Below are 12513 nucleotides of genomic sequence, written 5' to 3'. Positions count from 1 at the left end.
CTCAAGGCAGGCCGTCTGTCGGTGGATCGGGCCGGTATCGAGGCCACCACCGGCCGACACGGCACCCAGACCCGCAAGGTCACCGTGCGCAACACCGGCACGGCCGCGGTCACCGTCCGTATCGGCGAACGCACCGGCACTGGACCGGGCAGCCCGGTGCCCGGCACGGCCTGGCAGAACCTGACCGACCTGCCCGTGCCGGTGATGGACAACGCGGTCGAGACCTACCAGGGCAGGCTGTACTCGGTCCTGGGCACCACCGACGGCAACACCCCGACCGGCGACCTCTACGTCTACGACCCTGCCACGGGCGCCTGGAAGCAGGGCGCGAGCGAGCGCGCCGCGGCCGCGGCAGGCCACCGCACACGGATTCATCGGCAGCCGCCTCTACACCGTGGGCGGTTGGGGCCCGGACGAGGCGGTCAGCAACACCCTGCAGGTCTGCGACGCCGTCAAGGGCACCTGGTCCAAGGGACCCGCCGTCCCCGAAGGCCACTACGGCGCGAGCGGCGTCGCACTCGGTGGACGCCTCTATGTGATCGGCGGGTGCACCAACACCGACTGCACGGACAGCGTCTACGTCTTCGACCCGGGCACCGGTACCTGGTCGAAGACCGCCCCGTACCCGACGACGATCAGCTGGGCGTCGTGCGGGGCGATCTCCGGCAAGGTGTACTGCGCCGGCGGCACCCACGACTACGTCGAGACGGGGCACGGCTACGTCTACAGTCCGGCCTCCGACAGCCGGCAGGCCATCGCCGACATGCCCACTGGCCTGTCCGCCGCCGTCCACGCTGCCGCCGACGGCCGGCTCCTCGTCTCCGGCGGCTTCAAACGCGTCCAGGAGAACAGGGTCCTCACCGGTGAGGGATACGCATACACCCCGGACACGGACACATGGAGCCGCCTGCCCGACGCCCCCAGCCCCGTCTACCTGGGCGGCGGCGCACCGGGGACGTACCGAGTCGGCAGCAGCCAGCCCCGCTTGCCCACCCCCGTGGCGAGCGCGATCCTGCTGCCGGGCTACGACCGGACCGAGTCGGACGTGTCCTGGTTGTCGGAGACTCCGCACCGGCTCGTCCTGCGACCGGGCCGGAGCGCCACGGTCACCGTGACGCTCGACGCGAACGGCGTCAGCGGGCCAGGTGTGTGGACGGCGTCGCTCACTTTCGTCCACGACACTCCGTACCCGGTGAAGGCGCTGCCCGTCTCACTGCACGTCCGCTCCTGACACCGACTGACTCCGCACCCGCGGCAGGGCTCGCCCGGAGACGAATCGCCCTCTCCGGGCGAGCCCTGCCGCGCATGCCTTGAAAGTCGCCGGCCCGGCGTCGGTCGCCGGACCTCGGCAGAGGCGGCCCGGCTCACGGGCTCTTGATCTCCGGGTTTCTCGAAGAGCGGCTTGGCCTTGTCGGAGATGGGCACGGCGTTGGTTTCCAAGGCGTCGTTCGAGGTCGTACCCCGCTCGGAGCGCGCTACGGCTCTTCAGGCCAGTGCCTCGTCATCAGTGGCGGCAGTCCAGGCACGAGACTGGCTGCGGCCCGCGCCGCGGCGGCGGCTCGTCCGTCTGCCGGCCAGGAGCCCGGCTTCGCCCAGAACCCGGGCGGCGGCACTGGCTCACGACTCACCCGCCGCCGGCAAGTGCGCCCGCTCGCCGGTGAGGGCGGCCCGCACGCCCGGCTGCGCCCCCTCGGACCTCCCGAGCCTCGCCAGCGCCGCCGACACCAGCGCGGCCGTCCCCGTCTCCAGAGTGAGACGGACACTCGGCAGGAAGCGCGGTGAGTGATTGGCCGGCAGACCGCCCAACTTGGCGGCGGCACCGGTGCCGGGGGCGGCCGCCCACTGAGCGGGACCGGTGGCGCCGAGCATCCAGTAGGCACCGCGGATGCCGGGCCTCCCGTGGAGATGCGCACCGGAACCGGTGAGGAGCGGGAAGTCTTCGGTGGCGGCGGAACCCGGCCATCCGGTGACACGGGCGGCACCGAACAACGCCCCGTGGGCGGCACGTACGGCGGCGGTGACCTCCCGATCGGGCAAGGTGACCCCGGACCGCGAGAGCACGGTGACCGTGACCCGGGGCGGCACCGCAGCGGCGGCGGCCTCGGCACGCACCACACGTTCGACGGCGGCGGCAGCCCGATCCAGCGCGGCCTCCGCGAACGCACGAGCGGTGACCTGCAGCACTGCCCGGGTGGCGATCACGTTCCCGATCCGCCCGGTGTCCCCGGTCCGCAACGACGGGGCCGTGACCACGAGCCGCTCGGCCGGATCGGCCTCGCGGGCCGCCACGGCGGAGAGCCGTACCACGGCACCGGCGGCGGCGAGCAGCGGATCGGCGGTGAGATGAGGGGTGGCGACATGACCGCCGTCGCCCTCGAAGAGCACCTCCAGTGTCACGCTCCCGGCCATCACCGGCCCGTCGGCGTGCGCCACCATCCCCGCCGGGAACGGCGCGGTGTGCTGCGCCAGGACCTCGTCGGGCGGCGTGATCCGGTCGTACAGGCCGTCCTCCAGCAGGGCACGGGCGCCGCTGAGGGTCTCCTCGGCGGGCTGGCCGACGACAAGGAGAGTGCCGCGCCAACGGTCGCGCCGGCCGGCCAGCCAGCGGGCCGCCGCCGCCACACAGGCGAGGTGGGCGTCATGGCCGCATGCGTGCATCACCGGGACGGGCCGCCCGTCGGGCCCAGACGCCGTGGCGCTGCTCGCGTAGGGCACGCCGGTCTCCTCGGCCACGGGCAGGGCGTCCAGTTCGGCGCGCAGAAGGACGGCGGGTCCTGCGCCGTTGCGGAGTTCCGCCGCGACGCCATGGCCACCGACACCTCGCAGCACGCGGAAGCCGTCGGCGTCCAGCCAGTCGGCGAACCGGGCGGCCGTACGCCGTTCGGTGCCGGAGAGTTCGGGATGGCGGTGGAGGTCGAGATACAGCTCGACGGTGGGTCCCAACAGGCCCTCCAGGCCGGGGAGGACGTCTGCCACCCGTGTTGATCGCTCATGGTCGGCGGCACTGTCGGGCTTGTGGGATCGGGTGCTCACGGTCTGAACTCCTGGGTGGTGTCAGCGGGGTGACAGCGAACGGCGATGGCGGTGACCGCGGCGCCGCGTAGAAAGGACGTGTCGACAGGCCCGGAAGTCTCGGACAGGTTCCGCCCGCCGCCGGCCCGGACTGTCCCGTCCGGTGTTCCGTCCCCGAACGCAGAAGGAGTCGTCATGGCTGACACCACCCTCTCCTCCCTCGCCCAGGAGATCCTGGACCTCGAGTCGGAGACCTTCGAGATCACCGACTACTCGGACGCCAGCGAGGTCATGCTCGGCTCCTCCACGAGCTGCTCCTCGACGAGCACCTGTTCCAGCACCACCAGCACCACCTCCTGCACCGCCTGACGTCCGCGTCGGTCCCGAAGACCCCCGGTGCGCAAGCGTGCCGGGGGTCTTCGGCGTGCTGGGGCCGGTTCCGGCCCGGCCTTCACGGCGCGTCCCGGCCGACGACCGCTCCGGAGCCCCGCAACCCCCGGCCAGGGCACGGGGGGCTCCCGGGCCGCGACCCGGCAGGACCCATGCCACGACCGGTCAGGGGAACGGGTGCGGCACGCGCCGCAGATCCTCTTCCGCGAGCGGCGCCGGGACGAGCCCCGCGCGGTGCGGCGCGGTCCGCAGGCGCGGCATGTGAAGGGCCCGCTGCCGCAGCCAGCCGAAGTCGATCGGCAGCAGCCCGGGGGCGAGTGTGGCAACCGTGCGCAGTCCCATCCGCCGCTGCTCGGGCGTGGTCTGGTCGACGGCGATGACGTCGCACCCGGCGCCCACGAGCAGATCGCGCAGGAACAGCAGGTCGTCGAGGAGATCCCCGGTCCGGGGCTGCTGCTCCTCCCACCCGGCGAACAACTCATCGAGCGCGGCCGTGCGTTGCGGGTGGAGGTAGTTGTGGGCGTGCCGGCGCATGACGGGCAGGCCGAACAGCGCGGCATGGTCCGGCAACCGTTTCACCAGATCGAAGTCCTCGGCCATCGCCGCGAGTTCCGCGGGCCGTTCGGCCACCTGGCGGGGCAGGTGCGGAATGTAGGTGAGGATCTCGGAGATCGCGGACTCCACGGCCGTCTCCGGGTCGAAAGAGGCGCCGGCGGCGAACGCAAGGGTGCCCGGCTCGTCGTCGCGCCGGACCGCGAGGCCGGTCACGACGGGCAGCGGCAGGTCGACCCGATTGTCGAAGACGTGGACGTCGTAACCCTGGAGCGCGGCCCGCGCCACCATGGCCCGCACCCGCGGAGTGCGCACCGAGTCCAGGTCGATCTCCGGCAGCGGCAGATCGCCGTACCAGCCCAGCAGGAAGGCGTCCCGCTCGACCAGTTCCAGCAGCCCGAAGAGGACCGCCTCCTCCAAAGTCCCGCCGATCGCACAGCCGTTGGAGCATTCGAAGACGAAGTTGTCGTCGTGCGTGCCCGCGCTGTAGTAGACGAGCCGGGCCGGGACCAGCACCGGCCGTTCGTCGCGCAGGGACCAGCCGTTGACCCAGGGCATGGGCCGGGCCGGATCGAACGGCGCGACCATCGGATCCTCGGCATAGGTACGCGGCCCGTACAGACCGCACATGCGCGGGTCCAGGGCGCGATCGCCCAATTCCTCGAACGAGGCGGTGACGACGGGGGCACGGTGGCGGCGGTGGGTGCCCGCGTAGCGCTCCAGGCCCTCCAGCCAGGCGAGTTCGCGGCTACGGGAGAAAGAGTTGGCCTGACCGCTCCAGGTGACGTCGGTGAGCCCGGCGTATCCGCGCATGAACACGCTGCCCGCGACCGGCGCCGTCGTGGGCGAGGTGACGTCCGTCCAGGTACCGCCGCCGAGCACCCCGCACACCGGGTTGGCGAGGCCCTTGACGGGCAGCGCGTAGTCGGCGGGCCCGCGCAGCCGTTGGGCGTCCTGACGCGGTTTCGGGCGCGAGACCAGCGGCGCCACGGCGGCCTCCGCCTCGGCCCGGTGCGCGGCCTCCTCGGTGAACGGGCGGCAGTGCGGGCACATCGGCTCCGGAACCAGTGGGAAGGTGCGCACCCGCAGTGTCTCCAGGTCGAGTTCGGTGACCCGGGGCAGGGCGGCGTCCGCTCCGTCCGGAGTGTGCCGGGCACCGCCGGAGACGATGAGGCGGTGCAGCCACCAGACGGCGTCGACGACGTGATCGGGCAGGGCGGGCCAGGGTCCTGCGGCGATGGTCTCGATGCCGGTCTCCAGCGCCTCCCGCTCGGTGCGCGTGCGCAGCCGCTGGCGCCGCATGGCCAGGCAGACGCCGCACGCGGCCCCCGCCTCCGGCGCACCGCCCCAGGGGCCCAGCAGCACGGCCTGGGCGGTGAGATGGACGGACGCCGTGTCCGGGGGCACGGCCTGTCCGGGCGTTTCACCGAGGACGTTGACGTCACCGATGCGGGAGACGGCGGGCGCGGGCAGTCCGGCCCCGGCGGCACGCGCCGCCAGGCGGACCTGGAGATCCGCGCGGGCTGCCTCGAGGGGTGCCGCGGCCGGTGCCGGGGCGGTGGCAGTGGTCATGTGCGGTTGCTCCAGCGGAAGATCCGGGTGGCGATCAGGCCGAAGATCACTGCGAAGACGGCGAGCCCAGCGCAGTCCGCGGCGATGTCGCCGAGGCCGCCGCGACCGCCCATGGCGTCGGTGAGCCCGTCGTTGAGGTAGTGCAGCGGCAGTACCTTCGAGACCGTGCGCAGCCAGCCGGGCATGAGGTCGTCGGGGAAGAACGAGCCCGACAGGAAGGCCATCGGCACCATCAGGATGTTGGCGATGGCCGCGACAGCCTCGGGGGTGTTGGCGACGCTGCCCACCAGCAGCCCGAGGGCGAGGAACGCGGTCACGCCGAGGATCAGCAGGGGCACCGCCGCCCAGTAGGGGCCGTTCAGCTCGAGGCCGAAGAAGGGCAGCAGGGCGACGGCGGTGAACAGCACCGTCTGGACGCAGGCCACCGCCAGCGCCACCGTCCAGCGGGAGGCGAGCAGGGTGCGCAGCGGGGTCGGTGTGCGCCAGATGAGACGGAGCAGGTCGTCGCGGCGCCACTGCATGAGGGCGAAACCGACGGAGAAGACGGCGGCGTTGCCGAGGCCCCAGGAAAGGACACCCGGGGCGATGTAGTTGATGGAGCTCAGCCCGCCCTTGACCTGCTGGCCCTGGAAGATCAGCCCGAAGAGGACCAGGAAGGCCAGGGGGAAGGCGAAGGTGAAGAAGAGGGTCGTCTTGTCGCGCACGCTCGCGGCGTACGTGGCCCTGGTCAGTGCGGCGTACGCGCTCAACGGCTGTGCTCCGTTCCGTGTCCGGTCAGCGAGAGGTAGGCGTCTTCGAGGGTCGCGGTGCGGACGGTGACGGACTCGATGTCCATCAGGTCGCCGAGGCGTGTGAGCACGCGGTTTGCGGCGGTCGTCTCGATGACGAGGTCGTCGCCTTCGACGGTGGCCCGGTCCACGCCCTCCAGTGCGAGCGCGGCGTCGGGGCTGATCCGGCCGGCGGGGACCAGCAGCCGGGCGGGGGCGGCGAGGGAGCGGATGAGGTTGCGGGGCGTGTCGAGGGCGGCCAGACGGCCGTCGGCGATGATCGCCACTCGGTCGCAGAGGGCCTCCGCCTCGTCGAGGTAGTGGGTGGTGCAGACGATGGTGCGGCCCTCGGAACGCAGCGAGCGCAGCAGGTCCCACAGTTCGCGCCGGGCCTCGGGGTCGAGGGCCGCGGTCGGCTCGTCGAGGAATATCAGTTCGGGTTCGTGGAGCAGTGCGGTGGCGACGGCGAGACGTTGGCGCTGACCGCCCGAGAGGTGGTCGATGCGGGCATTCTCCTTGTCGGTGAGGCCGACCCGCTTCAGGGCGGTGGGGACCGTGGCGGGGTCCGTCCGGTAGAGCGCGGCCACGGTGCGCAGATGCTCGCCGGCGGTGAGGCGGGCGAAGAACGCCGAGGCCTGGGTCTGCACGCCGATCCGGGCCAACAACGTGGTGTCGCGCGGCCAGGGGCTTTGGCCGAGAAGGGTGACGGTGCCGGAGTCGGCCTCGCGCATTCCCTCGACGATCTCCACCAGGGTGGTCTTGCCTGCGCCGTTGGGGCCGAGGATTCCGAAGAACTCGCCGCGTCGCACGGTGAGCGAGACGTTGTCGAGAGCCGTCACCTCCCCGTAGCGCTTGGTGAGTCCTTCCAGGACGATGACCGTCTCGGTCGCACTGCCGCCGTGGACGGCCTCGGCTTCGCTGTCGGGTCCGCTCATCTCGCCTTTCCTTCGGTGGTACGTCGGATCCGGGCCGCTCTGGGGGCGCCCGGTGTCCGCTCCCTGCGGGGCGGGGCGCTCCGCAGGGCTGTCGGGGGGTGTGGTGGGCCTGGGAGGCCCACCGGGGATCTCGGCGGGTGCCGTGGGGGTCGTTCCGGGTGGTGGGGCGTTGCGGGCGCGCAGGGTGCGGGCGCGCGCGCCGAGGGCCCACAGCAGCAGTACGGCGGCGAGCAGGGCGGGCGGCAGCCACCAGCCGAGGGCCGCCTCGTCGTCCGGCAGGGCGGTGTGCAATGCCGCGCCGAGCAGCGCGAGAAGTGCGGCGCTCTGGACGGCGGTGAGCAGAGCGAACCCGCCGTAGGCGAGACGCAGTCGGGCCGGGTAGGCGGTGATGGCGGGTCCGCGGCGGAACAGCGCACGGACGGCGAGTACGGCGAAGGTGCGGCTGCCCTGGGCGAGTCCGGTGATGCCGAGGGCGTGGCCGAGGGCCTTGTAGCCGTCGAGGGGCGGTAGCGGCAGGAGGTTGGCGACGGCGGACACGGCGCCGAGGAACAACAGCGCGCCGAGTGCCGGGTGGGCCTGGGCGCCGGACGGGAGTAGTGCCCACAGGAGATAGAAGGGGACCAGGAAAAGGAGGTTGGCGAAGACCCCGGCGCAGGCGGTGGCGACCTTGCGGGCACGGCTGCCGAGGAACTGCACGTCCTCGATCTCGCAGTAGAGGTAGGTGGCGCCGAGGATCCAGCGCAGTCCGATTTCGGTGACGCGACCGCCCCAGGCCCGTGCGAACAGGCCGTGGGCGAGCTCGTGGAGGGCGAGGCTGCACCACAGGACGCATCCCACGGCGAGCAGCAGTACGGGCTGTCCGGCGGTGTGCTCGGTCTGCTGCCACAGGGTGCCGGCCTGAATCGCGACGGCGACGAGGAGCGCCGCGGCCAGGGCGGTGAGCAGGGCCAGGACGGTGGGGCGCCGCGCGGGTGCGGTGGCCCGGTGGAGCCGGTCCATGAGGGCGGGAGCGTCGGCGACCAGGCGGCTGCGGCCGGCGAGTAGACCGCTCGGCCGCTGGATTGGTGCCGATGGTGCGGACGCGGCCGGGGCGGGGGCGGGGCCGCCGTCGAGAAGGCGGCGGCCGTGCAGCAGTTTGAGCATCTGTGCCCACTGCGCCTGGCCGAGCCGCGCGCCGAACTCCCCCGCGTACTCGTGGCCGATCTCCTCGAGGCTGCGGGTGCCGTCCAGGCGGGTTATGAGGAAGTGCTCCTTGGGACCGATCTCCATCCGATGCCCGGTACGCGGGTCCTTCAGCAGATGGATGCGTGCCGTGCCGCGCACCAGGCTGGGGCCCATGAGGACCTCGGGGCGGACACGCGGCCGTGCCGCCAGAAAAGCGTCGGTGGTCATCCGCGGTCCTCCGGAGCGCCTGCGCGAAGGGCGCGGGCGAGGACGTATGACAGGAATGCCTCGTCGCGGATGGTCATGCTCAGCCGGTTGTTGGTCATGTGCATGTACGGAGAGAGCAGCATCGGCAGGACCTGCGCGGGGTCGGTCAGGTGGATGTCCCGGGTGTCGTCCCAGGAGCGGAAGGTCAACTCGCCCCGCCGGGCCAGTTCCTCTGCACGGTCTCGGAGCTCGGCGCAGTGCGCGGACCAGCCGCGCAGGAACGCGGGAAGGCGTCCGGGCTCCGCGTGGGCCACCGCGTCCCGGATGCGGGTGAAGCGCTCGGGAAGACTGGCGCCCATGGCGGTGTAGGCGCGGTCGTAGCCCTTGTCGGCGGTGTAGTCGGTGCCGCTGAACGCCTTGTTCCAGAAGGCGTGGTAGCGGTCGAGGAAGGTGAGCAGGGCCGTGTCGTCGGGGAGGAAGGTGCCTGACATGACCATCATGAGCTGGGCGGACAGTCCGAGCAGTACGGTCCGCAGGTGGAGGTTCATGCTCCGCGTGGCTTCGATGACCAGGTCGCTGGAGTGCTGGAAGTGCCATTCGGCGAGTGCTACGCCGGCCGGTCCGCCGTACTTGCCGTATTCGGGCTCGTAGGGGCGGTCCTCGAAGGTGTTGTTGGGCCTCAGCCGCATCCGCCCGTCGGAGCCGAGCAGTTGGGCGCGCTGGTCCTCGGTGTACTCCAGGGTGAAGAGGGTTTCGTAGAGGTCCGCGAGGAAACCGGCCTTGACCTCGTAGAGCGCCGGGCGTTCGCGCAGGAACGCGGCGAGCGCGGCATGCGTCCGCTCACGGACGACAGGGACGTCCGCGGCGCGTGCCGCCTTCAGACGCAGCCTCAGATGGGGGCCCTCGAGCCAGTAGTTGATGAAGAAGTACCCGTCGAGCAGGCCTTCTGCGGAAAGGGCGTCCACCAGCGGTCTGACGCACTGCAGGAGCAGCGGCCTCGGGCTGGCCGCGTAGAAGACATGCACGGCCAGCCAGTCGCCGGGCGCGTCCTGCGGGGTGGGCGTCCCGCCGTCGGCGGAGGCAGCGGTGGGTGCGGTCATCGGTTTCCGTCCTCTTCGGGCCTGCCGGGCGGGGCGGGCAGTATCTCGACGGCGAGTTCGGCGACATGCCGGCCGCGGGGGGAGGTGACGTGCAGTTCGTCCTCGCCCGGGAGCATCTCCTCGAAGACGGTGCGGGCGCGTTTGCCTGCGAGGAGTCCTTCGAGGGCGGTGAGTGAGAGAGGGCTTTCGAAGTCGACGTACTGGGGCTTGGATCCGCCGAACCAGCCACCGTCCTCGCCCTCGGCGGTCTCCTGGTGGACCGTGGCGAATACCCGGGCGGGCAGCCCGTGCCGAGTGCGCCAGCGGTGCCAGGCGAGGTACCACTCGCCGTCGGCGCTACCGGGGGCGCGCAGCGGGAGGCTGCCGTAGGCGGCCGTCCAGGAGCGCCGTTGGAGGACGAGGCTGTGGTGCCGCACTCGGGGCCGGTGAGTGACGCCTGCCTCGTCCGGCCCGGCCGGCACCCCGCGCCACACGTTCAGCACGGAGCGGGCCGTCGGGGAGAACAGCAGCAGGGTGCGCGGGATCTCGGGCAGCACCATCGGGACGAGGTAGCCGAGGTAGAGCGGTACGACCTCCTGGTCGAGGCGCTGGGAGCGCAGGACCAGGCGGTCGGTCTCGGCGTCGTGCACGGCGTACAGGTCGTCGAGGTGCAGACGGGCTTCCTCGGGGGCGGTGCTGTGCTCACCGGGGCAGACGATCTCGTAGTCGGTGAGCCGGCCGTGCAGGTTGAGGTTGGTGGTGACGGCACCGGCGGTGATCTCGGCGAAAACGGTACCGGGCGGGAGCACTCCGCGCAGTTCCTCGCGCAGTGCCGCGGTCAGCCCCGGTCCGTCCGGCCCGTCGAAGCAGTGGGTGAAGCGGGTGAAGGGGAAGCAGAGACCGCCGAAGGAGTTGTTGAGCACGGCGAGCGGGTCGCCGTCGCGACGGGCCAGCTGGAGGAAGTGGCTCTGTGGCTGGAAGGCCGGCGCGGCGCAGGCCAGTTCGGCGGCCACTTCGTCCACGACGGTGTCGTCGAGGACGAACTCCTGCGCCGGTTGCGGCAGTTCGGCCCAGGCTTCGCGCATGTGCGCGGTCAGCGCGGCTCGGGCCCGGTCGACGGCGGTGACCTCAGGCATGCCGAGCCAGTTCTCCTCGGGGGCGTGGCTGCCGTCGGGGAGGAAGTCGTCCTTGGCAGCGGTGAATTGGAGGTACTGGCGGAAGATGTCCTCATGGAAGTCGTGGACCAGTCGCAGCAGGTCCTCGCAGCGCCCGCCGCGCCCGAAGCGGGCGAGGAAGAAGCCCTTGAGGGTGAGCCGCTGGGGGAGTGCGACGTCGAAGGCCGGCAGGATGCGACCGATCGAGCGAAGCGGGGCGGCTGCGAGTGAGGCCCACTCCGTGAGGTCGGCGGAGGTGGTGCCGGCGGACACGTCCTCGTAGACCAGTGTCTGCGGCAGCGTCGGCCGCTCGGCACCGAGGTCGGCCTGGAGGTCCAGGAGGGCGGCGCGGATTCCGGCGAGAAGGCCGCGGCGTGTGGGCACGTTCGACTGCGGGTAGCGCGCGAGGGCGTCGGCCGGGCCGTCCAGGCGCGCGGCGAGGGCGTCGGCCCAGGGCCTTTCCAGCGCGCGCAGCGACCGCTGGAAGGCGCGCAGCGGATCACCGCTGTGGACGGCCGTGGCGAGGCTGGGCAGTTGCAGCATCCCGAGGTCGCGGAGCGCGGTGAGGTAGTGCCCGGCTTCCTCGTCCCCGGCGCCGGTGCTGTCGGCCAGCCAGCGGCACAGTTCGCCGTGGCGGAGGGTACCGCCGTGGTCCCGCAGCAGTGCCAGCATCCCGTCGAGTGCGCCTTGCCGGCGGAGGAAGAACAGGCGGTCCTGGGCGGCGTCGAAGCTGACCGGGGCGCTGTCGTCGCCGGCGGTGACCGCTCGCTGGACGTAGCGGACGCGGTCCTCGTCGACCTTCCAGCCGGAGGCGAGGGCGACCGGCAGGTCGGCACGGCGTTCCGGGTCGGCCGCCACGAGCTCAGCGAGACGGGTGAGGACGACGACGTTGAGGCGGGGGTGGCCCGTCCAGTCGTCGCCGATCCTGGTGCCCGACGGTGCGCCGTTCGCATCGCGGGTCTCGAACCCACCGAGTGCCACACCGGTGAGGGTGCTGAACGGACTGGTCTTGCAGGCGGTTCGGTAGAGGTAGGACAGCAGCGAGCGTTCCATCTTGCGGGCCCGTTTGCCCGGTACGGGCGCCGGGTCTGCGGCGAAGGCGTCGAGGCGCTCCTCCAGGGTGGGTGAGGCGAGCAGCAGGCCGCGCCGGAGCCGGTCGTCGTGTGCCAGGGCGCGCAGCGCGGCCCGGGTGCGGCTCAGTCCGGTGGCGAGGACGGTGTCGCCCTGCGCGCGCAGTTCCTCCCAGCGGGCACGGGCCTCGAGCCAGGCCGCGAGGTCCGCTCCGGTGGTGCCGCCGAGTCCGGCGGCGAGGGTGTGGGCCGCGGCGAGGTCGCCGGGCAGACGGTTGTTGAAGACCTGTCGGCGCAGGGCGAGCAGGCGGCGCCGGAGCGCGGCGTCCTCGGTGGCGCCGACCGCGTCGGACAGCGGGTCGCTCAACCGGGCGCCCAGGACGACGAGCCGGTCCTCCTCCGCGGCGGTCCGGGCGGCCCAGGCGGTGGCCTCCGGGGCGCGCAGGGCGACCACGGTGTCGGCGGGCAGTCCCGCGACGCGCAGCATGAAGCGGCTGTGCAGGGCCGCGGGAGCGCCGGCGGTGTCCGGGGCCTGCTGGCCGGTGGTGGCGGTGGGGCTCACGCCCTCCCCCTTTCGTGTCGGTTGCGCTGCCGTCGGGGAAGCGGTCGCC

At 72.4% G+C, this 12513-nt stretch carries 8 protein-coding genes; 2 read left to right on the top strand and 6 right to left on the bottom strand.

What is annotated here, in order from left to right; translation table 11 throughout:
* Positions 1–394: 394 nt before the first annotated feature.
* Positions 395–1231 carry a Kelch repeat-containing protein gene (locus LQ326_RS25080; RefSeq protein WP_234539909.1) on the top strand — a complete coding sequence of 279 codons (837 nt, stop codon included), beginning with the start codon at positions 395–397 and terminating at the stop codon, positions 1229–1231.
* A gap of 386 nt (positions 1232–1617) precedes the next feature.
* Here LQ326_RS25080 and LQ326_RS25075 read toward each other — a convergent pair whose 3' ends face one another.
* On the bottom strand, positions 1618–3033 hold the full coding sequence (locus LQ326_RS25075; protein WP_234539907.1) for an amidohydrolase: 1416 nt from the start codon (positions 3031–3033) through the stop codon (positions 1618–1620).
* A gap of 174 nt (positions 3034–3207) precedes the next feature.
* Here LQ326_RS25075 and LQ326_RS25070 point away from each other — a divergent pair, with 174 nt between their 5' ends.
* Positions 3208–3381: a thiazolylpeptide-type bacteriocin gene (locus LQ326_RS25070; protein ID WP_234539906.1), complete on the top strand. Its 174-nt coding sequence runs from the start codon at positions 3208–3210 to the stop codon at positions 3379–3381.
* A 186-nt stretch (positions 3382–3567) separates the two neighbouring features.
* On the opposite strand, the gene LQ326_RS25065 is transcribed toward LQ326_RS25070, so the two are convergent.
* From LQ326_RS25065 to LQ326_RS25045, 5 genes are all read right to left on the bottom strand, one after another.
* The gene (locus LQ326_RS25065) at positions 3568–5526 is read right to left on the bottom strand and encodes a TOMM precursor leader peptide-binding protein (RefSeq protein ID WP_234539905.1); all 1959 of its coding nucleotides are present in this window, start codon (positions 5524–5526) and stop codon (positions 3568–3570) included.
* A complete protein-coding gene (locus LQ326_RS25060) occupies positions 5523–6275 on the bottom strand; it encodes an ABC transporter permease (RefSeq protein ID WP_234539903.1) in 753 nt (250 codons plus the stop codon). Before LQ326_RS25060 ends, LQ326_RS25065 begins: the two co-directional genes overlap by 4 nt.
* Positions 6272–7228, bottom strand: coding sequence for an ABC transporter ATP-binding protein (locus LQ326_RS25055; RefSeq protein ID WP_234540017.1), 957 nt, complete (start codon positions 7226–7228; stop codon positions 6272–6274). Before LQ326_RS25055 ends, LQ326_RS25060 begins: the two co-directional genes overlap by 4 nt.
* 1388 nt (positions 7229–8616) lie before the next feature.
* On the bottom strand, positions 8617–9699 hold the full coding sequence (locus LQ326_RS25050; RefSeq protein WP_234539901.1) for a lantibiotic dehydratase C-terminal domain-containing protein: 1083 nt from the start codon (positions 9697–9699) through the stop codon (positions 8617–8619).
* Positions 9696–12464 carry a lantibiotic dehydratase gene (locus LQ326_RS25045; protein WP_234539899.1) on the bottom strand — a complete coding sequence of 923 codons (2769 nt, stop codon included), beginning with the start codon at positions 12462–12464 and terminating at the stop codon, positions 9696–9698. Before LQ326_RS25045 ends, LQ326_RS25050 begins: the two co-directional genes overlap by 4 nt.
* Positions 12465–12513: the final 49 nt, after the last annotated feature.

It is taken from the genome of Streptomyces shenzhenensis (genome assembly GCF_021462265.1).
Lineage (GTDB): Bacteria > Actinomycetota > Actinomycetes > Streptomycetales > Streptomycetaceae > Streptomyces > Streptomyces shenzhenensis.
The sequence above is the reverse complement of the archived record's forward strand: the minus strand, read 5'-3'. Positions and strand labels throughout refer to the sequence as shown.